This is a genomic window from Pseudomonas alcaligenes (assembly GCF_041729615.1).
In the GTDB taxonomy this organism is placed as follows: Bacteria; Pseudomonadota; Gammaproteobacteria; order Pseudomonadales; family Pseudomonadaceae; genus Aquipseudomonas; species Aquipseudomonas alcaligenes_B.
In genome coordinates this window covers 3,708,093-3,732,151 of sequence record NZ_CP154874.1, presented here as the reverse complement: position 1 = coordinate 3,732,151, position 24,059 = coordinate 3,708,093, and the positions used below count along the sequence as shown (strand labels likewise).

Genomic DNA, 24,059 nt, shown 5'->3' with positions numbered 1-24,059 from the left:
GACCAGCGATCGCCCATGGCCGACTCCGCCTTCTTCACCCCGCTCAATCACGAAGCCCTGCTCGCCGTACGCGGCCCGGACGCCGCCAAGTTCCTTCAGGGCCAGCTCACCTGCAACCTCAACTATCTCGACGAACGGACCTGCAGCCTGGGCGCCCGCTGCACACCCAAGGGCCGCATGCTCTCCAGTTTCCGTATCGTCCAGCACCACGACGGCTACCTGCTGGCCCTGGCCGGTGAGCTGCTGGAGGCACAGCTGGCGGACCTGAAGAAGTACGCGGTGTTCTCCAAGTCGACCCTCGCCGACGAATCCGCCGCCTGGGTGCGCTTCGGCCTGTCCGGCGGCGACGGCGCCCTGCTCGCCCTCGGCCTGGACTTGCCGCAGCAGGTCGACAGCGTGGCCCGCGCAGGTGACCTGCTGGCCATCCGGCTACCCGGCGGGCGCGCCGAGCTGTGGGTACCGACCGCCCAGGCCGAGACCCTGCAGGGCCGCCTGGCCGCACAGCTGCACGAGGCGCCGCTCAACGACTGGCTGCTCGGCCAGGTGCGCGCCGGCATCGGCCAGGTGTTCGGCGCCACCCGCGAGCTATTCATCCCGCAGATGATCAACCTGCAGGCGGTCGGCGGCGTCAGCTTCAAGAAGGGTTGCTACACCGGCCAGGAAATCGTCGCGCGCATGCAGTACCTGGGCAAGCTCAAGCGCCGCCTGCAACACCTGCGCCTGGCTGCCGGCGAGGTGCCGCAGCCGGGTAGCGAGCTATTCTCGCCGGTGCACGGCTCCAGCGTCGGCGAAGTGGTGCTGGCTGCCCGCGCGCCCGAGGGCGTGGAGCTGCTGGCCGTGCTGCAGGAGGATGCCAAGGACGATGGCCGCATCCACCTGGGCAGCCCGCAGGGCCCAAGCCTGGAACTGCTCGACCTGCCCTACCAGCTGGACGCCGACCGCGAAATCCAGCGCTAGACGAAAAAGCTGATGCAAGAGCCCAGGCAAACGCGGTACAACCCGGGCATACCTGAACCAAGTTCGCCCCAGCGCCTAGACTGATGCGGACGCATGATCCGAGAGCCGAGATGAGCAAGCTTGCCGAGAAAGTCCAAGAGGAACTGATCCAGGCCATCGACAACGATGAACTGGTGCTGCCGACCCTGCCGGAAGTGGCACTCAAGGTGCGCGAAGCGGCGGAAGACCCGAACGTCAGCATCCCGGCCCTGAGCAAGGTGATCGGCAACGACGCGGCGCTCACCGCGCGCATCATCAAGGTGGTGAACAGCCCGCTGCTGCGCACCAGCAAGGAAATCACCGACATCCAGATGGCCGTCAGCCGCCTCGGCATCAACTACACCTGCAACCTGGCCACCGGCCTGGCCATGGAGCAGATGTTCCAGGCCACCAGCGACGTGGTCGACCGCAAGATGCGCGAGGTGTGGAACAAGAGCACCGAAATCGCCGGCATCTGCCATGTGCTGTGCCGCCACTACACCCGCCTGATGCCCGACCAGGCCACCCTGGCTGGCCTGGTGCACCAGATCGGCGTGCTGCCGATCCTCACCTACGCCGAAGAGAACAACGCCCTGCTGGCCGACTCGATCAGCCTCAACCACGTGATCGAGAAGATCCACCCGATCATCGGCGACAAGATCCTGCGAGCCTGGGAGTTCCCCGAGCCGATCGCCATAGTGCCCAGCCAGCACCTGGACTTCACCCGTAACTCGCCGAAAGCCGACTACGTCGACATCGTCCAGGTCGCCACCCTGCAGAGCTATCTGGGCAGCGAGCACCCCTACACCCAGCTGGACTGGAGCAAGATCCCGGCCTTCGCCAAGCTCGGCCTCGACCCCAACGTCGACATGCAGGCCGACGAGGATCTCTCCGCCGCCATGGAAGCGGCCACCAGCATGCTGCAGTAACCCGGCACCCCGACTAGACTGCTGGCATGCCCGGCACTTGGCCGGGCGGCGATCCAAGCCGTACGCCGCAGGGCGGGAGGACTCCGCCCTGCCCCGCTCAGTTCCGGGTAAGGAAGCGTGCCATGCGTCTGCTGTCCGTGCTATTCACCCTGCTGCTCTGCTGCACCGCGCGCGCCGATGAGGTGCGCCTGACCAACGGCGAGTGGAGCCCCTACCTCGGCCAGAATCTGCCCCACCACGGCGTTGCCTCGCGCATCGTCGAAGAAGCCTTTGCCCTAGAAGGCATCCGGGTCAGGTGGGAGTTCTACCCCTGGGCTCGCGCCCTGCGCAGTGCCGAGCGCGGCAAGAGTGATGGCAGCGCCGTGTGGCTGCGCAGCCCCGAACGCGAGCAGACCTTCTACATCAGTGACCCCGTGGTGGAGAGCGGCTACTACCTGTTCCACCGCAAGGACCGCCCCTTCGACTGGCAGCAGGTCGCCGACCTCGCACCGCTGCGCCTCGGCGGCGCCATCGACTATGACTACGGCCAGGCCTTCCAGCAGGCCGAGCGCGACGGCCTGCTCAGGGTCAAGCGCCTAAGCAGCGAAGAGCAGGGCCTGCGCATGCTGCTGGCCGGTCGTCTGGATGCCTTCCCGATGGACAAGGTGGTGGCCTTCGACATGCTGCACAGCCGCTTCAGCCGCGAGCAGCGCAGCCAACTGAGCTTCCACCCGCAGCCGCTGAGCAGCGACAGCCTGCACCTGCTGCTGTCGAAGCGGGTACCCGGAAATGCCGAGCGCATGGCGCGCTTCAACCGCGGCCTCAAGGCCCTGCAGGACAGCGGCAAGGTCAGCCAGTACCTGCTGGAAATCCAGCAGCCGCTGAGCCTGGCGCGCTAGGGGCCGCTGCGACGACAAGGGCCCTAGGCCGGCGGAAAGCTCACCCGCACCAGCAGCCCACCGCCGGCGCCCCGTTCCAGCTCGACCCGCGCCAGATGGGCGCGACAGATCTCGCCGACGATGGCCAAGCCCAGGCCGGCGCCGCTGCCCTGCGGGTTGCGCCGGTAGAAGCGCTCGAATACCCGCTCGCGCTCCTCGGCGGGAATCCCCGGGCCGTCGTCCTCCACCTCCAGCACGGCCGGCCGGCATACCCGCAGCACCAGGTTGCCACCTGCCGGGGTATGCGCCAGGGCATTGTCCACCAGGTTGTAGACCAGCTCGTTGAGCAGGGTCGGCTCGCCCTGGACAACCACGCCCTCCTCGGCCTCCAGGGCCAGGGCGATGCCGCGCTGGTGCGCCAGGGGCGCCAGAGCCAGGCCCAGCTCGCGCACCAGCTGGGCCAGCTCGACCCGCTCGGCGCCGCCCTCGCTCACCGCACGCGCCGCGCGCTCGATACGCGCCAGCGACAGCAGCTGGTTGGCCAGATGGGTGAGGCGGTCGGTGCTCTGCGCCGCCTTCTCCAGGGTGCCGTACCACTGCTGCGGCTCGTGCTCGCGCAGGCCCAGTTCGATGCGCGCCTTGAGCGCCGCCAGCGGCGTGCGCAGCTCGTGGGAGGCGTCGGCGATGAACTGCGCCTGGCGTTCGAACTGCTGGCGCAGGCGCTCGGTGAAATGGTTGAGCGAGACCACCAGCGGGCGCAGCTCGTCCTGCGCCTCGACCAGCGGCAGCGGCCGCAGGTCGTCCGGCTGGCGCTCCTCCACCGCCGCGCGCAGGCGCTCCAGCGGACGCAGCGCAGCACTCACTGCCAGCCACACCAGGGCCAGGGTGATCAGCGCCAGCAGGCCCATGCGCCACAGGGTATCGAGCAGCAGACCGCGCGCCATGCGCTCGCGGGCCACGTCGGTCTCGGCCACGCGGATCTCCGCCATGCCGTTCATCCCCGGTTCGCTGACCGGCTGCAGCAGGCTGACCAGGCGCACGCCGACGCCGTCGAACTCGCCGTCGTAGAAACGCGCCAGCGCCGGGTAGTCGTCGGTGCGGGGGGTGCCAGGCGGTGGCGCCGGCAGGCCGTCGTAGCCGGACACCAGGCGCCCCTCGAGGTCGCTGACCTGGTAGAAGATGCGCCCCTCCAGGTCGTAGGCGAAGGGGTCCAGCGCGACATAGGGCACATCGGCCCGCAGCAGGCCGTCCTCGGTATACAGGCCGTCGGCGATGGCCCGCGCCGAGGCCAGCAGGGTGCGGTCGTAGGCGTCGTCGGCCGCCGCACGGCCGTTCCAGTAGGCGCTGAGGCTGCCGATCAGCAGCGGAATCGCCAGCAGAATGGCCAGGCGGCGCAGCAGCCGGCCACGCAGGCTGCCGGCGGCCAGCTCAGTCACCGGTGGCTTCCAGCAGGTAACCCAGGCCGCGGAAGGTGACGATGCGCACGCTGTCGCCCTCCAGCTTCTTGCGCAGGCGGTGCACGTAGATCTCGATGGCGTCGGCGCTGGCCTCCTCGTCCAGGCCGAACACCTGGTCGGCCAGCTGCTCCTTGCTCATCACCCGCCCCGGCCGGGCGATCAGCGCCTCCAGCACGGCCTGCTCGCGCGAGGTCAGGTTGAGCGGCTGCTCGCGCAGGCTGAAGCGCCGGGTGCCCAGGTCGTAGACCAGATCGCCGCAGCGCTGCTGCTGCTCGCCGCCGAGCACGCTGCGGCGCAGCAGGGCCTTGACCCGCGCCTCCAGCTCGGTCAGTTCGAAGGGCTTGGCCAGGTAGTCGTCGGCGCCCAGGTTGAGGCCATGCACGCGGTCCTTGACCTCGCCACGGGCGGTCAGCATCAGCACCGGCAGGGTCTTGCCGCGCCCGCGCACGCGGGCCAGCACCGCGAAACCGTCGAGCCGCGGCAGGCCCACGTCGAGCACCGCCAGGGCGTAGTCCTCGCTGGCCAGGGCGTGCTCGGCGGCCACCCCGTCGTGCAGCACATCGACGGTCAGCCCGGCGCCGCGCAGGGCCTGGGCCACGCTCTCGGCCAGGGGCAGATGGTCCTCGACCAGCAGGATTCGCACGGCAGCACACTCCGAAGTCTTGTCGTTATGCGCCGAGTTTAACCAGCACGGGCAGCCTGTGAAGGCCACTTGCACTTTCTTTCACGCTGAAAGCCTGGCGAAAGTTTCGCCCCCTAGGATCGCGACCAGGGTGGCAAGAACCACCCGCGAAAGCGCCGGCCGCGTGGTTGCCCCGGCGTGACAAGAACAACAATCGGAGACCACCTGCAATGCCTATTGCACTGCCTGCAAACCGCCTCGCCCTGGCGATTCTCGCCGCCACTTGCGCCACCGGCGCCCATGCTGCCTTCATCGAAGACAGCAGCGCCAGCCTGACCACCACCAACATCTACCTCAACCGCGACTTCCGCGAAGACGATGGCCAGAACAAGCGCGAGGAATGGGGCCAGGGCTTCCTCCTCGACATCCGCTCCGGCTACACCGAGGGCACCGTCGGCTTCGGCCTAGACGCCCTTGGCATGCTCGGTATCAAGCTCGATTCCGGCAAGGGCCGCAGCGGCACCGACCTGCTGCCGGTGCAGGACGACGGCGGCACCCCGGACCAGTTCGGTCGCCTGGGCCTGACCGCCAAGGTCAAGGTCGCCGAAAGCGAGTTCCGCTACGGCTCGCACATCCCCGAGCTGCCGGTGGTCAAGGCCAGCGACAGCCGCCTGCTGCCACAGGTGTTCGAGGGCGGCCTGCTGACCTCCAACGACATCGACAACCTGAGCTTCACCGGCGGGCGCCTGGACAAGGTGATCGACCGTGCCTCGACCAACTCCGAGGACCTCATCCTCAACAGCAAGAACAAGCGCTTCGCCGGTGGCGTGACGGCCGAGCACATGGACCTGGCCGGCTTCGATTACAGCTTCGCCAAGGGCCTGACCGGGCGCTACTACTACGCCGATGTCGAGGACATCTACCGCCAGCACTTCCTCGGCCTGCTGGCCAGCCAGCCCCTGGGCGGCGGCACCCTGAGCGCCGACCTGCGCGTCTCGATCAGCGACGACAGCGGCTCCGCCCAGGCCGGCGAGATCGACAACAAGGCCTGGAACGGCCTGGTCTCCTATGCCCATAGCGGGCACAAGGTCGGTCTCGGCTACCAGCACATGAGCGGCGACACCGGCTTCGCCTACCTCGATGGCAGCGACCCCTTCCTGGTCAACTTCGTGCAGATCAACGACTTCGCCAACGCCGACGAGCGTTCCTGGCAGGCCCGCTACGACTTCGACTTCGCCGGCCTCGGCATCCCCGGTCTGAGCTTCATGACCCGCTACATCCACGGCGACAACGCCCAGGTCAGCGGCAGCGATGAAGAAGGCCGCGAGTGGGAACGCGACATCGAGTTCAAGTACGTGGTGCAGAGCGGCCCGCTCAAGGACCTCTACGTGCGCCTGCGCAACGCCAGCTTCCGTTCCAGTTTCGCCCGCGATGCGGACGAGAACCGCCTGATCGTCGGCTACAGCCTGCCGATCTGGTAAGCCACAATAAAACTCCACAGGAGAATGCTGATGAAAACTGCCCTGTCCCGCATCGCCCTCGCCTTCGGCACCCTCGCCCTGAGCAGCCAGCTGCTGGCCGAGCCCAAGCGCCCCGAGTGCATCGCCCCGGCCAAGCCCGGCGGCGGCTTCGATCTGACCTGCAAGCTGGCCCAGAGCGGCCTGAAAGACAACGGCCTGCTCAAGGCGCCGATGCGCGTCACCTACATGCCCGGCGGCGTCGGCGCGGTGGCCTACAACGCCGTGGTCGCCCAGCGGCCGAAGGACGCCGGGACCATTACCGCGTTCTCCTCCGGCTCCCTGCTCAACCTGGCCCAGGGCAAGTTCGGCCGCTACGACGAGAACGCCGTGCGCTGGCTGGCCGGCATCGGCACCGACTACGGCGCCATCAGCGTGCGCGCCGACTCGCCCTACCAGACCCTCGACGACCTGGTGCAGGCGCTGAAGAAGGACCCGGGCAGCATCGTCTTCGGCGCCGGCGCCACCATCGGCGGCCAGGACTGGATGCAGACCGCGCTGATCGCCCGCGCCGCCGGCATCGACCCGCAGAAGCTGCGCTACGTGGCCTTCGAAGGCGGCGGCGAGACCCTCACCGCCATGCTCGGCGGCCACGTGCAGGTCACCTCCAGCGGCCTCGGCGAAGTCACTCCGCAACTGGCGGCGAACAAGATCCGCGTCATCGCCGTGCTCTCCGACGAGCGCCTGCCGGGCAAACTGGCCAACCTGCCGACCGCCAAGGAGCAGGGCTACGACATCACCTGGCCGGTGATCCGCGGCTTCTACATGGGGCCGGAAGTCAGCGACGCGGACTTCGCCTGGTGGAAAGGCCAGTTCGACACCCTGCTGGCCAGCCCGGAGTTCGCCAAGCTGCGCGAACAACGCGACCTGTTCCCGCTGAGCATGACCGGCGACGAGCTGAAGGCCTACGTGTTCAAGCAGGTGCAGGACTACAAGGCCCTGGCCGGCGAGTTCGGCCTGGTCCAGTAGGGAAGCTGCTGCGCTAGGAAAGGCTGTGTTGGAAGGCGGCTCGGTTCGGTCATTGGGTTGACCCAACTCCCTCCCCTCGCCGCCTTCCGCCTTGCCTTTCCGTCGCTCGCGACGCTTCCCCCTTCCCAATATCCCGAGGAACTCCTCATGTACGTCCGCCTGTTCGCCGCGGTGTGGCTGCTCGTCTGCGCCTTTCTCGCCGTGGTCGCCTGGGGCTTCCAGGCGCCCTTTTCCTACGACCCGGTCGGCCCGCGCGCCTACCCCTTGCTGCTGCTGAGCCTGATGGCCGTCGCCGCCCTGTGGCTGCTGTGCAAACCGAGCGGCGAGCCGACCCCGCCGATCTCCTGGGCGCTGGCGCGCAAGGTCGGCCTGTGCGTCGGCGCCCTGCTGGCCTACGCCCTGCTGTTCGAGCCGCTGGGCTTCGTGCTCAGTACCGCCCTGGCCGGCTTCGGCCTCGGCCTGCTGTTCGGCGGCCGCCTGCTGCCCAGCGCCCTCAGCGGCCTGCTGATGGGCACCCTGCTGTACGGTCTGTTCGACTACCTGCTGGACGTGCCGCTGCCGCTCGGCCTGTTCGCCGCCTTCGTGGAGAGCTGAAATGGAAACGCTGAATTTCTTGATGCAGGGCTTCGACGTGGCCACCCGGCCGGTCAACCTGCTGGTGGCGCTGTTCGGCGCCTTCGTCGGCACCGTGGTCGGCCTGCTGCCGGGCCTGGGCCCGATCAACGGCGTGGCCATCCTGCTGCCGCTGGCCTTCGCCCTCGGCCTGCCGCCGGAAACCGCGCTGATCCTGCTGGCCGCCGTGTACCTGGGCTGCGAGTACGGCGGGCGCATCTCGGCCATCCTGCTCAACGTGCCGGGCGACGCCGCAGCGATCATGACCACCCTCGACGGCTACCCGCTGGCGCGCCAGGGCAAGGGCGGCATCGCCCTGTCGCTGTCGGCCATGAGCTCGTTCATCGGCAGCACCATCGCCACCATAGGCGTGGTGCTGTTCGCGCCGATCCTGGCCAACTGGGCGGTGGCCTTCGGCCCGGCCGAGTACTTCGTGCTGATGGTGTTCGCCATCGCCTGCCTGGGCGGCATGGTCGGCGACAAGCCGGTCAAGACCCTGCTCGCCGCGCTGATCGGCCTGGGCCTGGCCACGGTCGGGGTGGACGCCACCACCGGGGTGTACCGCTTCACCTTCGACAGCATCGGCCTGTCCGACGGCATCCAGTTCGTCATCGTGGTGATCGGCCTGTTCAGCGTCAGCGAAGTGCTGCTGATGCTCGAACACACCACAAGCGGGCAGAAGGCAGTCAAGGCCAGCGGGCGCATGCTGTTCAACTTCAAGGAGTTCGCCTCGGTCTGGTGGACCACCCTGCGCAGCTCGCTGGCCGGCTTCGTCATCGGTGTGCTGCCGGGCGCCGGGGCGACCATCGCCAGCGCCATCACCTACATGAGCGAGAAGCGCATGGCCGGCGCCAACGGCCGCTTCGGCGACGGCGACCTGCGCGGCGTGGCGGCACCGGAGGCGGCCAACAACGCCTCGGCCTGCGGCTCGCTGATTCCCATGCTGACCCTCGGCGTACCGGGCTCGGGCACCACAGCGGTGATGATCGGCGCCCTGACCCTGTACAACATCACCCCCGGCCCGCTGCTGTTCGAGCAGCAGCCGGACGTGGTCTGGGGCCTGATCGCCTCGCTGTTCATCGGCAACGTCATCCTGCTGGCGATGAACATCCCGCTGGTCGGCCTGTTCGCCCGCATGCTCAGCGTGCCGAGCTGGATCCTGGTGCCGGCCATCACCATCGTCAGTCTGGTTGGCGTGTACGCGGTGCACAGCACCACCTTCGACCTGGTGCTGATGATCGGCCTCGGCGTGTTCGGCTACCTGCTGCGCAAGATGGACTTCCCGCTGTCGGCGCTGATCCTCGGCTTCGTCCTCGGCGAGCTGATGGAGTCCAACCTGCGCCGCGCCCTGTCGATCAGCAACGGCGACCTGGCGATCCTCTGGTCCAGCCCGATCACCGTGGCGCTGTGGGGCCTGGCCCTGCTGATGCTGGCCCTGCCCGGCCTGCGCTGGCTGCGCAAGCGCCGCTCGCTGCGTGCCGCGCATGCCTAAATGGTGGCTCACGCCGCTGGCCGGTGCGGCCGGCGGCGCCCTGGCCAGCCTGATAGGCTGGCCTTTGCCGTGGATGGTCGGCTCGTTGCTGGCGGTGATCCTGCTGCGCTGCCTGGGCGGCCTGGACCTGCGCGAAGTGCCCGGCGCGCGCAAGGCCGGGCAGTGGCTGGTCGGCACCGGCATCGGCCTGCACTTCAGCCCGGCGGTGCTGGAGCAGGTGCTGGCCCACGGCGGCCTGCTGCTGGCCGGCGCCCTGCTCACCAGCCTCACCAGCCTGATCGGCATCGCCCTGCTACGCGCCGCCGGCCACGACCGCGCCACTGCGTTCTTCGCCAGCATGCCCGGCGGCGCCAGCGAGATGGTCAACCTCGGCCAGCGCAACGGTGCCCAGGCCGGCGAGGTGGCGGCCGGGCAGAGCCTGCGCCTGCTGCTGGTGGTGCTGCTGGTGCCGGCGCTGTTCCAGTTCTGGCTGGGCGCCGCGCCGACCCTGGCGCACACGCACAGCCACAGCCAGCCCCTGGCGCTGGCTGCGCTGCTGGCCGGCGGCGCGCTGCTGGCCCTGCTTGGCCAGCGTTTGCGCCAGCCCAACCCCTGGCTGCTCGGGCCGATCCTGTTCGCCGCCGCCGGCGCGATCTGGCTGGACCAGCCGCTGAGCCTGCCGTCTGGCACCAGCGAACTGGGCCAGTGGCTGATCGGCAGCGCCCTGGGCTGTCACTTCAGCCGCGAGTTCTTCCGCCGTGCGCCGCGCTTCCTCGCCCTGGTGCTGGGCGCCACGCTGCTGGCCATGTGCGCCGCCGCCCTGGCCGCCGAGGCCCTCGGCTGGCTGGGCGCGCTGGATCAGCGCTCGCTGATGCTGGGCATGATGCCCGGCGGCATCGCCGAGCTGAGCCTGACCGCCGAGGCCCTGGCCCTGTCGGTGCCGCTGATCACCGGGCTACAGGTGCTGCGCCTGATGTGCGTGCTGTTCCTCGCCGAACCGGCGTTCCGCCTCTGGCAACGCCACCCCTGAACCCACGTTTAGGCCCGCCGCGCGCGGGCCTCTTTTTCTGCGGGCAAAAAAATGGGCGACCGAAGTCGCCCCAAATGCCTTGCGTGCACTATTTCAGAAGGATCACTCGGCCTTGGCTTTGGCCTTCCTGTGAGCATCCTTCCAGATGAAGTAACCGACGCCGCCGAAGAAGGCGACCATCAGGGCAACTGTGCCGATCCCGGCGAGAACCACTGTATCGAGGAACATGGCGGCCTCCTGTCTGAGCCTTGTCTTGCATGGCTTCAGAGTAGAGGAGGCAGGCGGGCGGGAATTGATCCGGATCAATATCCGGTGAGGTGGGCGCCGCGACAGGGCGCCGCAGGTCGACAGGAACCGGCGCGCAGGGGGCTCAGCGCTTCTTCGGTTTACCCTTGGACTTCTTCTTGGCCTTGGCCAGCGGCAGGGCCTGTTCGAAGGCCTGACGCATCTCGTCCAGCTTCTTGTCGTGCAGGTCATGGATGCGCTTGCCGCGCTCGGCGGAGAAGTCGATCAGCTTGTCGTCGCTCATGCTCGGCCCCGGATCAGGCGAAAGGTCAGGTTGATGCGTGGCGCCACCGGCTTGCGGGTCTTGGCCACCTGATGCTGCCAATGATGCTGCGTCGCGCCGCGCATGACCAGCAGCGAACCGTCGGCCAGTTCCAGGGAGTGCTCGATGCGGCTGGCGCCCTTGCGCCGCAGGTCGAAACGGCGAGTGCCGCCGAGGTTGAGCGAGGCGATCAGCGGATCGCGGCCCAGCTCGGGCTCGTCGTCGCTGTGCCAGCCCATGGAATCGTTGCCGTCGCGGTAATAGTTGAGCAGCACGCCATTGAGCGGCTGGCCGGCCGCCTCCTGCACCCGCGCGCGGATCTCGGCCAGCAGCGGAGTCCAGGGCAGCGGTCGATGTTCCAGGCCGGAATAGCGGTAGCTGGCCTCGGCATCGCCGTACCAGGCGACCAGGCGCGGCACGGCGACAGGTCGCCCGTGGATGAACAGCTGCGGCTGCTCCCAGGGGGTTTCCGTCGCCAGCTGGTGGAACCAGGCGGTGGCCGTGGCGCTGTCGAGCCAGTGTGGCCACAAGTCCAGCTCGGCACCGGGCAGCTCGATGAGGGGATCGGAGAACAGGTCCAAGGCGGTCGCAATAGGAGAGTGGGCTTGCATTGTCCGACGATCAGACTTCCACATCCACCCACAGACCCTGGCGCGGCAGCTCTTCCAGCAGCTTCTCCTGCTCGGGGCTGGCGGCGTCCAGTTCGGCCAGCTCCTCCGGGGTGTAGCCACGGCGCTGGCGCCGCCGTTGCTCCTCGCGCAGCAGTTCCTCGGCCTCCTGCGGGTGGCGCTTGTCCAGCTCCACCTGGCTCTCGTTGGAGCTTTCGTTGGCCTGGGTCACCGGCGGGATGTCCGGGCGCGGCTTGACCACGTCCTGCTGGGCGGTGACGGGGAGCAGACTGTGCGGAATGGGCGGTAGCATCGGGGTCTCCCTGGTTAACCCTGCTGTCGGCCGGACGGTCTCCAACTTGAACGCCCGCTCGCTACACTTTCGACTCGGGACGCACGCATTGATTCAGTACGGACGTCGCCCTCGACGCGGCGTTCCGCTAACATACGCGGCTTTTTTCGCAGCTGGGGCTTTTCATGGCAAGTAGTGGCATCGTGCAGTATCAACCGGGGCAACGCTGGATCAGCGACAGCGAGGCGGAACTCGGGCTCGGCACCATCCTCACTTCCGACGGCCGCCTGCTCACCGTGCTCTACCCGGCCACCGGCGAGACCCGCCAGTATTCCCTGCGCAACGCCCCGCTGACCCGCGTGCGCTTCGCCCCGGGCGACGAGATCACCCATTTCGAGGGCTGGAAGCTGACCGTGCAGGAAGTCGAGGACATCGACGGCCTGCTGGTCTACCACGGCTTCAATGCCCAACACGAAGCGATCAGCCTGCCGGAAACCCAGCTGTCCAACTTCATCCAGTTCCGCCTGGCCAGCGACCGCCTGTTCGCCGGGCAGATCGACCCGCTGAACTGGTTCGCCCTGCGCTACCACACCCTGGAGCACCAGAGCCGCCTGCTGCAGTCCAGCCTGTGGGGCCTGGGCGGCGCCCGCGCCCAGCCGATCGCCCACCAGCTGCACATCGCCCGCGAAGTGGCAGACCGCATCGCCCCGCGCGTGCTGCTGGCCGACGAAGTGGGCCTGGGCAAGACCATCGAGGCCGGCCTGGTGATCCACCGCCAGCTACTCTCCGGCCGTGCCAGCCGCGTGCTGATCCTGGTGCCGGAGAACCTGCAGCACCAGTGGCTGGTGGAGATGCGCCGGCGCTTCAACCTGCAGGTGGCGCTGTACGACGCCGAGCGCTTCGCCGAGAGCGATGCCAGCAACCCCTTCGAGGACACCCAACTGGCGCTGGTCGCCCTGGAATGGCTGAAGGACAGCGACAAGGCCCAGGACGCCGCGTTCGCCGCCGGCTGGGACCTGCTGGTGGTCGACGAGGCGCACCACCTGGTCTGGCACCCGGAGAAGGCCAGCGACGAATACCGCCTGGTCGAGCAGCTGGCCGCGACCATCCCCGGCGTGCTTCTGCTCACCGCCACCCCGGAACAGCTGGGCCTGGAAAGCCACTTCGCGCGCCTGCGCCTGCTCGACCCGGACCGTTTCCATGACCTCGACGCCTTCCGCGCCGAGAGTGCCAACTACCGCCCGGTGGCCGAGGCGGTGCAGGAACTGCTCGACGAGGGCCGCCTGTCCGCACAGGCCCACGCCACCATCGGCCGCTTCCTCGGCGCCGAGGGCGAGGCCCTGCTGGCCGCCGTCACCGATGGCGACAGCGAGGCCGCCGCGCGGCTGATCCGCGAGCTGCTGGATCGCCACGGCACCGGCCGCGTGCTGCTGCGCAACACCCGCGCCGCCGTGCAGGGCTTCCCCGAGCGCCAGCTGCACCCCTACCCGCTGCCCAACCCCGAGCAGTACGCCAACCTGCAGCCGGGCGAGCACGCCGAGCTGTACCCGGAAGTCAGCTACCAGGCGCAGGGTGATGACGAAGCCTGGTGGCGCTTCGACCCGCGCGTCGACTGGCTGATCGACACCCTGAAGATGCTCAAGAAGTTCAAGGTGCTGGTGATCTGCGCCCACGCCGAGACCGCGCTGGACCTGGAAGACGCCCTGCGCGTGCGCTCCGGCATCCCGGCCACGGTGTTCCACGAGGGCATGAGCATCCTCGAGCGCGACCGCGCCGCCGCCTACTTCGCCGACGAGGAGTTCGGCGCCCAGGTGCTGATCTGCTCCGAGATCGGCTCCGAAGGCCGCAACTTCCAGTTCAGCCACCACCTGGTGCTGTTCGACCTGCCGGCCCACCCGGACCTGCTGGAGCAGCGCATCGGCCGTCTCGACCGCATCGGCCAGAAGCACACCATCCAGCTGCACGTGCCCTACCTCGAGGACAGCCCGCAGGAACGCCTGTTCCAGTGGTACCACCAGGCGCTGAACGCCTTCCTCAACACCTGCCCGACCGGCAACGCCCTGCAGCACCAGTTCGGCCCGCGCCTGCTGCCGCTGCTGGAAGACCACGCCGAGGGCGCCTGGAACGCCCTGCTGAGCGAGGCCACCGCCGAACGCGAACGCCTCGAAGGCGAGCTGCACAGCGGCCGCGACCGCCTGCTGGAGCTCAACTCCGGCGGCGCCGGCGAGGGCGAGCGGCTGGTCGAGGAAATCCTCGAACAGGACGATCAGTTCGCCCTGCCGATCTACATGGAAGAACTGTTCGACGCATTCGGCATCGACAGCGAGGACCACTCCGAGAACGCCCTGGTGCTGCGTCCCAGCGAGAAGATGCTGGACGCCAGCTTCCCGCTCGGCGACGACGAGGCGGTCACCGTCACCTACGACCGCAACCAGGCACTGGCCCGCGAGGACATGCAGTTCCTCACCTGGGAACACCCCATGGTGCAGGGCGGCATGGACCTGGTGCTGTCCGGCTCGATGGGCAACACCGCGGTGGCGCTGATCAAGAACAAGGCGCTCAAGCCCGGCACCGTGCTGCTCGAACTGCTGTATGTCAGCGAAGTGGTGGCGCCCAAGGCGCTGCAGCTTGGCCGATTCCTGCCGCCGGTGGCGCTGCGCAGCCTGCTCGACCCCAACGGCAACGACCTGGCATCGAAGGTCGCCTTCGATACCCTCAATGACCAGCTGGAAGCGGTGCCGCGGGCCAGCGCCAACAAGTTCGTGCAGGCCCAGCGCGACGTGCTGGCCAGGCAGATCAACGCCGCCGAGGCGAAGATCGCGCCGCGCCACAACGAGCGGGTCAACGAGGCGCGCCAGCGCTTCACCGCCACCCTGGACGAGGAAATCGCGCGCATGACCGCGCTGCAGGCGGTCAACCCGACGGTGCGCCCGGCCGAGATCGAAGCCCTGCGCAAGCAGCGCGAGAGCGGCCTGGCCTTCCTCGACAAGGCGGCGCTGCGCCTGGAGGCAATCCGCGTGCTGGTGGCCGGCTGACGCCCGCGCCCAAAACGAAAAAGGGGCAGCCTCGGCTGCCCCTTTTTCATGCCCGCACGAGTCAGGCGGCGCCCATCTTGGCGCGCATCTTCTCGCACATCTTAGTCATCTCGTCGTAGATCAGCTGCGGGTTCTGCCGCTTGATGGCCCAGGCCATGCGGCCCTGCTCGTGGGGCAGGATCATGAACTCGCCCTTGGCCACCTCGTCGTAGATGTAGTGGGCGATGTCGGTGGCGCTGATCGGGCTGCCTTCGAGCAGCTTGCCGACCTGCTGCTTCATCTCCGGGGTCGGCCCGCGGAAGGAGTCCAGCAGGTTGGTCTGGAAGAACGACGGACAGACCACGTGCACGCCCAGGCCCTCAGGCTTGAGCTCCACCAGCAGGCTCTCGGAGAGTGCCACCACGCCGGCCTTGGCCACGTTGTAGTTGCTCATCGCCGGGCCCTGCATCAGCGCCGCCATGGAGGCGATGTTGATGATCTTGCCCTTGCTGGCACGCAGCAGCGGCAGGAAGGCCTTGCAGCCCTTGATCACGCCCATCAGGTTGATCGACAGCTGCCAGTCCCAGTCCTCCAGGCTGAGGTCGGCGAACATGCCCCCGGCGGCCACCCCGGCGTTGTTGACCAGCACGTCGAGGCCGCCGAAGCGCTCCTCGCAGGCCTGCGCCACGGCGGTCAGCTGGCTGTAGTCGCGCACGTCGCAGCGCAGGGTGAAGCCGTCTCCGCCGGCCTCGCGGACCAGCTTCAGGGTCTCCGCCAGGCCCTGCTCGTTGACGTCGCACAGCGCCAGGCGCCAGCCCTCGCGGGCCCAGCGCAGGGCGATCTCGCGACCGAGACCCGAGCCGGCGCCAGTGATCATCATGCGATTCTGCATACTCGTATTGCCTTGTTCTGTGGTGAGGTTGGGGCGAGTGTAGCCAAGGCCATCCCGGACGCCCTCCAGCATCAGGACGCTGAATGACGACCCACAAGCACCCTAGCGCCGCAGGCGCCAGAGCAGCCAGGCATAGGCCGGCAGATTGATCAGCAGCACCAGGGCGCCCAGCCATAGCTGGATCTGCGGCGTCAGCCCGGCGGGGTAGATCAGCGGAATCAGGTAGTGCTCGACGAAACCGCCGGCGTAGCCGGCCTCGCCGGCGGCGCGACGCAGATCGTTCTCCAGCGGCGTCAGCGGGCAATACAGGTGCAACAGTTCCACTGCCGCCCCCCAGGCCGCCGCCGGCACGTGCAGCAGTGCCAGGCGCGGCCAGCGCAGCACCGCCAGGGCTCCGAACAGCACGAAGAGAATGAAGGCCAGATGCAATAACACCACGGCATCGGCCGCCAGCCGCAGAATCATTGCCGCGTTACTCCGATATATATTCCAGACAGTTGCGGTGCATTCTCAAACAATTCCATTTTGGAACTTCCATCCCTAGCGCCATGCAGCGGAAAAATCTGGGAAATATCTCCCAGGCCCCGGAATTTATTCCGAACATTCAATAGCTTAGACACTCGATGCAGAAGTTAAACGTTCTTATTTATATTTAATTTCATATACAATTCAATTACTTACATTTGACGCAAACCAATGCCTGGCGCAGACTTCGGGTTTAACGACCACCCCTATTCGAGGCGCATCATGAAAGGCGACAAGAAAGTCATCCAGCACCTGAACAAGATCCTCGGCAACGAGCTGGTGGCGATCAACCAGTACTTCCTGCACGCCCGCATGTACGAGGACTGGGGCCTGAAGAAGCTCGGCGAGCATGAGTACCATGAGTCCATCGACGAGATGAAGCATGCCGACAAGCTGATCAAGCGCATCCTGTTCCTCGAGGGCCTGCCCAACCTGCAGGACCTGGGCAAGCTGCACATCGGCGAGAACACCAAGGAAATGCTGACCTGCGACCTCAAGCTGGAGCAGGCTGCCCTCCCCGACCTCAAGGCCGCCATCGCCTACTGCGAGACCGTCGGCGACTACGGCAGCCGCGAACTGCTGGAGGACATCCTCGAATCCGAGGAAGAGCACATCGACTGGCTGGAAACCCAGCTCGGCCTGATCGAGAAGGTCGGCCTGGAGAACTACCTGCAGTCGCAGATGGACGAATAAGCCAGCACCCAACAAAAAGCCCCGCACTGCGGGGCTTTTGTATTTTCAGCGCGCAGCAGTCGCCAGGGGTGGCGCCTTGGCCAGGCGCAGATCATCGATGATGCGCGTAGCCAGTGCCTCGACCTGCCGCTCGGTCATGTTCGAGAAGAAGGTTCCCCAGCCGGAGGAGCCCGTCCTGTAACTGCGTGCCCCCAGCTGGCGTCCCGACTGCAGATCGTAGTAGGCCACCCGCAGGTCGACCCAGGCATCGCCGGTGGTCGGCCCCAGGAAGCGTCGGCTCATCTGGCTCAGGTAACGGAAGCTGGTGACCTCGGCAGTCACCAGAACGCCAGGCAGTGTCAGGGTCGGCCGTCCCGAGACCGGTGTCATGCGGTACAGGGCATCGAAGCTCTTGTGATCGAGCTGGGCCTGCAGGCTCTGCCGCAGGTCCTGCCAGCGCGGCTCGCTCTCGGCGGGTGTACTGCCGCTCAGGTTGAGCACTATATTGCGCCGCTCCAGCTTGCCGACCTCCAGCTCCCCCGAACTGGACAGGGTATCCACCTGCGCCGCACAGCCCGTGAGCAGGGTGGCAGCAAGCAGCATGATCAAGGTGCGCATAAGGACTCCCCCTTTAGATGATCGCCTTCACAGGCATTGCATGTCCGAACCACAGGCCGCATCGCGCAGAGCGGGTGACTGCATCCGCACCACGGCCTCGGAAGTGATGACGATGCCGCGCCGGCCGGCCTGGCAGATGTCGTCGTAGTTATCCACCGCATCGGCGGAAGCGCGGCTGAAGCTGCCCTCCACGCCTGCGCTGTTGAAGCTCGAGGCCGCGCTGAGCAGGCGATCGACTATCGGCACGACCAGCTTCAGGCAGTACTGCACGCGAATCTTCAGCAGGTTGGCATCCTGGATGCCGGTGCCCGGGCGATACATCAGGTTGTCGTTGGGAATGGCATCGGCGTTGGCTTCGCCATCCCACTCGCCATAGGCATCGAAATTGTTCTGCGTGGGGCTGATCAGGGTGATCAGCGCAAAGTTGTCCACTTCCGCCCCCGCTTCCTCGAAGGCACGCTCCTTGTCCGCATCGGTATTGCGATGCACGAACATCGGAGTCAGGCCACGGATCAGCCCGCGTCGCAGGCCGTCGTAGCTGGCGTTGTTGACCGCGCCCAAACGCGCAGCCTGGAAGGTGGCGTAATTCAGGCTGCTCTTGGCCGAATAGATGAACGCGGCCTGGATAGTGCCGAAGATCAGCATGACCAGCACCGGCAGAATGATCACGTATTCCACCAGAGCCTGGCCGTGCTCGCTGCGCCCGCGCATCTCAGGGCTCCTGGCGATCCAGCGGCACATCGAACGCCTGCAGCACCGCCTCGGCCTTCTGCGCCACGGGAGCGACACGCGGATCGTCTCGACTGATGTGCAGGTACATTTCCGCCACCGTGTGGCCAACGCCCTGCAGCTGCAGATAGACCAGGTTGTGCCAGGCCTTGGCGTGCTTGGAGTCACGTACCACGGCCTCGCGATAGGCCTGGATGGCACCCTCGACATCGCCCTGCTTGGCCAGGCTGTTGCCCAGGCGATAGCGCATCTCGGCATCCTGCGGCAGTTCCTCGGCCAGGGCCCGGTAGCCACGGGTTGAGCGAGCGAAATCGCCACGGTTATAGGCTTCGGCGGCCTCCCGTTGCACCTGCAGCAAATCGCCACTCGGCAGGCCGGCACAACCGCACAGGGCCAGCACCAGGCCACAGAAAATCAGGCCACGCATGAGATCACATCCCCTTCACGTATGTTCAATCTTTGCACCTCACCGCTGGCCATCTCGACCACGCTGCGCGCGCCCCGACAAGCCGCCATGCGCCAGGGGCGCAGGCTCGCCACAGACTTGAGTACCCGCCCATCGCCATCGAGAAACAGCACATCGATGCGGTAACGCATGAACCAGCAGTGTACGGCGCTGCAGGGCTTGAGCCAGAGGCCATGCCCGGGCAGTGGCTGGGCCCGGCCGAGCAGACCACGGGCACGCCGCAACAGATCGAAGGCTGCCAGCAGGCGCAACTCCGTCAGCGGCTCGCCAGCACGCAACACGCGCACTTGCAGGTGACGCGCCATCAGCCCTGCCCCATGAACTTCACCACGATGGGGAACAGCAGGATCACGAAAGTCAGCGGGAAGATGAACAGGATCAGCGGGATGATCAGCTTCACGGGGGCCTGCATGGCGGTCTTCTCGGCACGCTGGAAGCGCTCCTCCAGACGCTGTTGGGCCTGGATCTGCAACGTCGTCTTGAGACTCGACCCCATCTTCTCGGCCTGGATCACCGCACGCACGAAGGTGCTGATGTCCTTCAGGTTGACCCGCTGCTCCATCCGGGTCAGCGCCTCGGCACGCGGCAGGCCGGAACGGATATCGCGCAGGACGATGCGGAACTCGTTCTTCATCGCGCCGTTGGGCCCCTTCTCCACCGCCTGCTGCAGGGCACCGAGAAAATTCAGACCGGCGTCCACGCACATGGTCAGGTATTCGAGGAATACCGGCAGGTTGCGCACGATGTCGCGGTCACGACGATTGCGCGTGTCGTTGATCCACAGCTCCGGCAGCACCGCACCGAGCACCATCATCAGCAGCAGGACCGGCCACATGATGCCGCTCTTGCCGCTGACCATGGGCAGCAGGGCGATCACCGGCAGAAGGATGGCCAGACTCAGGCTCAGGCCGAAGTAGTCCTCCGGGGTCAACACATAGAGCGCCCCCGTGCGCTGCAGGCGTTTGTCCAGCCAGTCGAGGAACTTGGGTGGCAGCATCGAGCCGACAAAGTAGGAAACCAGTCGCACCAGCGGCCATACCGGCTTCATCAGCGGTGGCACCGGGTCCATGTAGGCGCGGTTCTCTTCCGGCAGAAAGCGGAACAGCGCCATGAACACCAGGATGAAGCAGGTCACCGCGACGCCGGTGCCGGCGCCGCTGAGCAGGGCAAGCAATTCACTCATCAGGCGTCGATCCGGGTGATTTTCTTGATGAAGGTGAAGCCGAGGATCTCCATCACCACCATCACCGCCAGCACGGCCAAGCCCATGCGGGTGGTGTACAGCTGGCTCATGGCCTCGGGTTCGATGGCGCTGAGGATGCCGGCGAGAAAGATCGGCAGCATGGCCATGAAGATGCCCTGGGCGCGGCCCTGGGATGTGAGGCTATCGATCTTGCCTTCCATCACCTTCTTGCGCCGCAGGGTGGTGGCCATGCCGTTGATGGTCTCGACCAGGTTACCACCCACCTCGCGACTGATACGCACCGCCGAGCTGGCCATGATGAAGCTGGGCAGCGGAATGCGCTCCTCCATCTTCACCAGGGCGTCCTCCAGGGTCACGCCCAGGCGCAGTTTCTTCACCAGCAGGCCGAATTCCTGGCTCAGGGGTGCCGGTGATTGCTGCACCACGTTCTCCAGCGCCATGTTCAGACTGGCGCCGGACTGCAGGCTGCTGGACAGCAGCATGAAGGCATCCGGCAGCTGCTCCTCGAACTTCATCAGGCGCTTGCGCTTGAGCGTCTTGAACACGACGCGCGGCACGAACAGGGCCAGTAGCGCGCCGGTGGCGGTGATCACCAGGATGTCGAACAGCACATGCAGGAACAGCGGCACGAACACCAGCAGCATCAGGTTGAACACGAACAGCTGCTGGCCGCTGGCGAAGATGAACATGTCGGCCAGTTCCACTTCGGCGCTGGCACTGAACTGGCGCCGGTAGAAGCTCAGGTTGGCCAGGATCACCCGGCCGAAGATCAGCGCCAGGCAGAAGGCGCACAGGGCCACGGCGGCCACGCAGAGGATCAGCATCAATCCGCTCATGTCAGACCTCCTGGCTGGTCTTGAAGATGCCCATATCCACCGGAATACCCCGACTACGCAGCTCCTCGTAGAACTCCGGCACCTGGCCTGTCGCCAGGTAGCGCCCCCTGACCCGGCCATTCTGGTCGAAGCCCTGCTGGCGGAAGCAGAAGATCTCGTTGAGCAGTATGGTGCCCTGCTCCATGCCGGTGACCTCGGTGATGCTGGTGATGCGCCGCGAGCCGTCGCCGAAGCGGGTCTGCTGCACGATGATGTTGACCGCCGAGGCGATCTGCTCGCGGATGGCCTGCACCGGCAGGTCCATGCCGGCCATCAGCACCATCACCTCCAGACGGCGCAGCATGTCGCGCGGTGAGTTGGCGTGGCCGGTGGTCAGCGAACCATCGTGACCGGTATTCATCGCCTGCAGCATGTCCAGCGCCTCGCCGCCGCGACACTCGCCGACCACGATGCGGTCGGGGCGCATGCGCAGGCAGTTGCGCACCAGATCGCGGATGGTCACCTGGCCCTTGCCTTCCATGTTCGCCGGGCGCGCCTCCAGGGACACCACATGTGGCTGTACCAGCTTCAGTTCGGCGGCGTCCTCCACGGTCACCACCCGCTCCTCCACCGGAATGAAGTTGGACAGGATGTTCAGCAGGGTGGTCTTGCCCGAACCCGTGCCTCCCGAAACCACTATGTTGAGACGCTGCTCCACCGCCGTACGCAGAAAGGTCACCATGGGTTCGTTGATCGAGCCGTAGCGGATCAGGTCATCGGTGGTCAGCTTGTGCTGGGAGAACTTGCGGATGGTCAGGCATGGGCCCTTGAGCGCCAGCGGCGGGATGATGGCGTTGACCCGCGAACCGTCCTTGAGGCGCGCATCGACCATCGGCGAGCTCTCGTCGATGCGCCGGCCGAGCGGCGAGATGATCCGCTCGATGGTGGCCATCACCGTGGCATCGGAGCTGAAGTTGATCGTCGTCCGCTCCAGGCGGCCGGAGCGCTCGACGTAGATGTCGTCGTGGCGGTTGACCATGATCTCGGTGACGCTCTCATCGGCCAGCAGGTCCTCCAACGGCCCCAGCCCGACCGCCTCGTCCAGCACGATCTTGCGCAGCACATCGCAATCGATGCACTTGGGCAGGCGCCCGCGAATCTGCTCCATGATCTCGTCGACCAGCTCGGACAGGCGCGCACGCACCTCGTCGGCAGCCATGGTTTCCAGATCCATGCGGCGCAGGTCCATGGCACGGAACAGCTCGCCATGGATGTACTTGGACCACTCCATGTAGGCGGCCTGGTCGTGGGTGACCACACCGGCAGCCTCTTCCTCGTTGAACGGCAGGTCGCTGTCGGTGGGCGGCATGTCCTCGGTCTCGACCACCAGCGGGCGAACCCGCACCAGGTAGCCGCCGATGCCGATCACATCGCTTTCGCTCAGCGGGCCATAGCGCCCCACCAGCTTGCCGTTGACCTCCAGCTCGTAGCCACGACTGAGGTCCTCGACGAACAGCCCGGCCAGCGAGCGCTCGATGCGGGCATGCACCGGCGCCACACGCCAGCCTCGCAGACGCAGGATGCAGGTGCGCGCCTTACCCAGCTCGCACTGGGCGGCAGTGCAGGTGAGCTTGTCGACGGGCTGACCGTTGCGGTAAGTGACTTCTAACTCGAACATCAGCGCATCCTCAGTCGAGCAGACCTTTCTTCACCGACTTCTCGAAGTCGCCGAGCATGCGCTCGGCACGATCCAGCTCACGCTGGTTGACGGTGGCCGTCGGGCCGGTCATCAGCTCGGGCGTGATGAAGATCACCAGCTCGGTCTGGGTACCCTTGAAGCTCTTGTTACGGAAGAACGGGCCCAGCACCGGGATGTCCTGCAGCCACTTGATACCCTCGTAGGTCTGCTGGCTGTCCTTGTTGACCAGGCCGGACAGCACCAGGGTCTCGCCGACTCGCAGCTGCACCTCGTTGTCGGTGCGGCGCGTCTTGAACGCCGGGTAGTCACCCACCTGGTTGGCCTTGTCCAGCTGGCTGATCTCGGCCATCACCTTGGCCGCGACGCGGTCGTTGCCGTAGATCTGCGGCGCGATGTTGAGGATGATGCCGAACTCCTTGTACTCCACCGAGGGGCCGTTGATGCTGCTGGTCACCACCGGCACCTCGCCGCCGACCGTCAGCTCGGCCTGGCCGCCACTGCGTGCGGACAGCCGTGGCGAGGCCAGGGTCAGGGCCGAGCCGTTCTTCTCCAGCATGTTGATGCGCGAAGTGATCTCGGTGGCGATACCCCAGTAGCCATTGGTACCGGTATTGCCGACTGCCTCGTTGAGGTCGTCGAAAGTACCGCTGTCGCTGGGGAACTGGCCGCGGAAATAGGGGTTGGTACGCTGGTCCGAGGAAAACACGAAGCTCGGCCCGTTGATGCTGGTGCTCCAGTTGATGCCCAGCTCCTCTACGTCGTCCTTGGCGAATTCGGTGATGCGCACATCGAAATAGATCATCGGTGCGACGAACTGCGACATCGGCTGAGCCAGTACCAGCATGTCCGGATAGCGCTCCTGCAGCAGCTTGATGCGTTCCATGTCGATCTCGTTGAGGTCGCCATCGACCACGATCTGCCGCCCCACGGTCTTGATCGAGATGCCCGGAATCTGCCCGAGCATGGCCCGCACTTCCTCCAGCATCAGCCCGGAGTCGGACTTGGTCGCCGCACCGTTCTGCTCCTCGGCCAGCACCAGCACGTTGTCGTAGAACTTCACCGCATCCTTGACCCGCTGCAGATCCTGACTGTGCAGACGCCCCTCCATCACCACCTGGCGGCCGACCGTACGGATCTTCAGCCCGGGGATATCGCCGAGCAGCGCGCGCAACTCGCCGATCTGCCGATAGCCGTTGGCCTTGACCACCACCACCCCCATCTGCTCCCGCGAGCCATCGGCGAACCAGGCCTGCACCGTGGTTTCGCCTTCGGCCTCGGCGGTCAGTACCATCTCCTGATTCTTCAGCAGAGTGGCGCCGAGCAATTCCACGTTGCCCACCGCCAGGCGCTCGATCCCCGGCGCCTCGATCACCCGCACATCACCCTTGTACAGCGTCAGCTGCGCCGGCAGGCTCTCGGCCATGGCCAGCGGCGCCGCCAGCATCCCCACGCAAAGCAAAAGAAATCGTACTTTCATCTTTATGGTCTCGAAGCCCTAGCGTCCTTCTTATCCCGTGCGGCACTGCGAGGCGCCGCTAC

Annotated in this window: 26 protein-coding genes; 10 read left to right on the top strand and 16 right to left on the bottom strand. The window is 66.6% G+C overall.

Features of this window, described 5'->3' with window-relative positions; all coding sequences use genetic code 11:
• Positions 1-15 precede the first annotated feature (15 nt).
• The 3 genes from AAG092_RS18115 (at position 16) to AAG092_RS18105 (ending at position 2,782) form a co-directional block, all read left to right on the top strand.
• Positions 16-957 (top strand): folate-binding protein YgfZ, encoded by a 942-nt coding sequence (locus AAG092_RS18115; protein ID WP_373387762.1) that lies wholly within the window; start codon positions 16-18, stop codon positions 955-957.
• Positions 958-1,067: 110 nt separating this feature from the next.
• On the top strand, positions 1,068-1,904 hold the full coding sequence (locus AAG092_RS18110; protein WP_110682278.1) for an HDOD domain-containing protein: 837 nt from the start codon (positions 1,068-1,070) through the stop codon (positions 1,902-1,904).
• A gap of 122 nt (positions 1,905-2,026) precedes the next feature.
• Positions 2,027-2,782 (top strand): substrate-binding periplasmic protein, encoded by a 756-nt coding sequence (locus AAG092_RS18105; RefSeq protein ID WP_373387761.1) that lies wholly within the window; start codon positions 2,027-2,029, stop codon positions 2,780-2,782.
• A gap of 23 nt (positions 2,783-2,805) precedes the next feature.
• Here AAG092_RS18105 and AAG092_RS18100 read toward each other — a convergent pair whose 3' ends face one another.
• Both AAG092_RS18100 and AAG092_RS18095 read right to left on the bottom strand, forming a co-directional pair.
• Positions 2,806-4,188 carry a sensor histidine kinase gene (locus tag AAG092_RS18100; RefSeq protein ID WP_110682367.1) on the bottom strand — a complete coding sequence of 461 codons (1,383 nt, stop codon included), beginning with the start codon at positions 4,186-4,188 and terminating at the stop codon, positions 2,806-2,808.
• 1 nt (position 4,189) lies between these two features.
• Positions 4,190-4,861: a response regulator gene (locus AAG092_RS18095; protein WP_373387759.1), complete on the bottom strand. Its 672-nt coding sequence runs from the start codon at positions 4,859-4,861 to the stop codon at positions 4,190-4,192.
• Positions 4,862-5,070: 209 nt separating this feature from the next.
• Here AAG092_RS18095 and AAG092_RS18090 point away from each other — a divergent pair, with 209 nt between their 5' ends.
• The 5 genes from AAG092_RS18090 (at position 5,071) to AAG092_RS18070 (ending at position 10,439) form a co-directional block, all read left to right on the top strand.
• Positions 5,071-6,321 carry an OprD family porin gene (locus tag AAG092_RS18090; protein ID WP_373387758.1) on the top strand — a complete coding sequence of 417 codons (1,251 nt, stop codon included), beginning with the start codon at positions 5,071-5,073 and terminating at the stop codon, positions 6,319-6,321.
• A gap of 30 nt (positions 6,322-6,351) precedes the next feature.
• Entirely contained in the window at positions 6,352-7,326 is a 975-nt protein-coding gene (locus tag AAG092_RS18085; RefSeq protein WP_373387757.1) for a Bug family tripartite tricarboxylate transporter substrate binding protein, read from the top strand.
• A gap of 147 nt (positions 7,327-7,473) precedes the next feature.
• Positions 7,474-7,920 carry a tripartite tricarboxylate transporter TctB family protein gene (locus AAG092_RS18080; RefSeq protein ID WP_373387756.1) on the top strand — a complete coding sequence of 149 codons (447 nt, stop codon included), beginning with the start codon at positions 7,474-7,476 and terminating at the stop codon, positions 7,918-7,920.
• 1 nt (position 7,921) lies between these two features.
• Positions 7,922-9,430 carry a tripartite tricarboxylate transporter permease gene (locus AAG092_RS18075; protein WP_373387755.1) on the top strand — a complete coding sequence of 503 codons (1,509 nt, stop codon included), beginning with the start codon at positions 7,922-7,924 and terminating at the stop codon, positions 9,428-9,430.
• Positions 9,414-10,439 (top strand): AbrB family transcriptional regulator, encoded by a 1,026-nt coding sequence (locus tag AAG092_RS18070; RefSeq protein WP_373387754.1) that lies wholly within the window; start codon positions 9,414-9,416, stop codon positions 10,437-10,439. Before AAG092_RS18075 ends, AAG092_RS18070 begins: the two co-directional genes overlap by 17 nt.
• A 102-nt stretch (positions 10,440-10,541) precedes the next feature.
• On the opposite strand, the gene ccoM is transcribed toward AAG092_RS18070, so the two are convergent.
• The 4 genes from ccoM to AAG092_RS18050 form a co-directional block, all read right to left on the bottom strand.
• A complete protein-coding gene (gene ccoM / locus AAG092_RS18065) occupies positions 10,542-10,667 on the bottom strand; it encodes a cytochrome c oxidase subunit CcoM (RefSeq protein WP_258371511.1) in 126 nt (41 codons plus the stop codon).
• A 142-nt stretch (positions 10,668-10,809) separates the two neighbouring features.
• On the bottom strand, positions 10,810-10,968 hold the full coding sequence (locus AAG092_RS18060; RefSeq protein WP_181418760.1) for a hypothetical protein: 159 nt from the start codon (positions 10,966-10,968) through the stop codon (positions 10,810-10,812).
• Positions 10,965-11,567, bottom strand: a complete 603-nt coding sequence (locus tag AAG092_RS18055) for an alpha-ketoglutarate-dependent dioxygenase AlkB (RefSeq protein WP_373387753.1) — start codon at positions 11,565-11,567, stop codon at positions 10,965-10,967. Before AAG092_RS18055 ends, AAG092_RS18060 begins: the two co-directional genes overlap by 4 nt.
• Before the next feature lie 40 nt (positions 11,568-11,607).
• Positions 11,608-11,907: an aspartate-semialdehyde dehydrogenase gene (locus AAG092_RS18050; RefSeq protein WP_373387752.1), complete on the bottom strand. Its 300-nt coding sequence runs from the start codon at positions 11,905-11,907 to the stop codon at positions 11,608-11,610.
• A 164-nt stretch (positions 11,908-12,071) separates the two neighbouring features.
• Between AAG092_RS18050 and rapA the strand changes: the two genes are divergently transcribed.
• Positions 12,072-14,921 (top strand): RNA polymerase-associated protein RapA, encoded by a 2,850-nt coding sequence (gene rapA, locus AAG092_RS18045; protein ID WP_110682287.1) that lies wholly within the window; start codon positions 12,072-12,074, stop codon positions 14,919-14,921.
• Between the two features lie 61 nt (positions 14,922-14,982).
• Here the strand turns inward: rapA and AAG092_RS18040 are convergent, their stop codons facing one another.
• Complete coding sequence (locus tag AAG092_RS18040) at positions 14,983-15,792, bottom strand: SDR family oxidoreductase (RefSeq protein ID WP_110682288.1); 810 nt, start codon at positions 15,790-15,792, stop codon at positions 14,983-14,985.
• 102 nt (positions 15,793-15,894) lie between these two features.
• Positions 15,895-16,257, bottom strand: coding sequence for a DUF2784 domain-containing protein (locus tag AAG092_RS18035; RefSeq protein ID WP_110682289.1), 363 nt, complete (start codon positions 16,255-16,257; stop codon positions 15,895-15,897).
• Between the two features lie 282 nt (positions 16,258-16,539).
• Between AAG092_RS18035 and bfr the strand changes: the two genes are divergently transcribed.
• Entirely contained in the window at positions 16,540-17,010 is a 471-nt protein-coding gene (bfr, locus tag AAG092_RS18030) for a bacterioferritin (RefSeq protein ID WP_110682290.1), read from the top strand.
• Positions 17,011-17,055: 45 nt separating this feature from the next.
• Here bfr and AAG092_RS18025 read toward each other — a convergent pair whose 3' ends face one another.
• From AAG092_RS18025 to AAG092_RS17990, 8 genes are read right to left on the bottom strand one after another with little or no spacing between them, the layout of a single operon-like run.
• Positions 17,056-17,607: a hypothetical protein gene (locus tag AAG092_RS18025; protein WP_110682291.1), complete on the bottom strand. Its 552-nt coding sequence runs from the start codon at positions 17,605-17,607 to the stop codon at positions 17,056-17,058.
• Positions 17,608-17,634: 27 nt separating this feature from the next.
• On the bottom strand, positions 17,635-18,318 hold the full coding sequence (locus AAG092_RS18020) for a TadE family protein (RefSeq protein WP_181418761.1): 684 nt from the start codon (positions 18,316-18,318) through the stop codon (positions 17,635-17,637).
• Between the two features lies 1 nt (position 18,319).
• Entirely contained in the window at positions 18,320-18,763 is a 444-nt protein-coding gene (locus AAG092_RS18015) for a tetratricopeptide repeat protein (protein WP_110682293.1), read from the bottom strand.
• On the bottom strand, positions 18,751-19,107 hold the full coding sequence (locus tag AAG092_RS18010; protein ID WP_110682294.1) for a DUF192 domain-containing protein: 357 nt from the start codon (positions 19,105-19,107) through the stop codon (positions 18,751-18,753). The genes AAG092_RS18015 and AAG092_RS18010 overlap by 13 nt, the downstream gene beginning before the upstream one ends.
• Positions 19,107-19,985: a type II secretion system F family protein gene (locus tag AAG092_RS18005; protein WP_110682295.1), complete on the bottom strand. Its 879-nt coding sequence runs from the start codon at positions 19,983-19,985 to the stop codon at positions 19,107-19,109. The genes AAG092_RS18010 and AAG092_RS18005 overlap by 1 nt, the downstream gene beginning before the upstream one ends.
• Positions 19,985-20,842 (bottom strand): type II secretion system F family protein, encoded by an 858-nt coding sequence (locus tag AAG092_RS18000; RefSeq protein ID WP_181418762.1) that lies wholly within the window; start codon positions 20,840-20,842, stop codon positions 19,985-19,987. Before AAG092_RS18000 ends, AAG092_RS18005 begins: the two co-directional genes overlap by 1 nt.
• Before the next feature lies 1 nt (position 20,843).
• Positions 20,844-22,499, bottom strand: a complete 1,656-nt coding sequence (locus AAG092_RS17995) for an ATPase, T2SS/T4P/T4SS family (protein WP_110682297.1) — start codon at positions 22,497-22,499, stop codon at positions 20,844-20,846.
• Positions 22,500-22,509: 10 nt separating this feature from the next.
• Positions 22,510-23,997: a type II and III secretion system protein family protein gene (locus AAG092_RS17990; protein ID WP_110682298.1), complete on the bottom strand. Its 1,488-nt coding sequence runs from the start codon at positions 23,995-23,997 to the stop codon at positions 22,510-22,512.
• Positions 23,998-24,059: the final 62 nt, after the last annotated feature.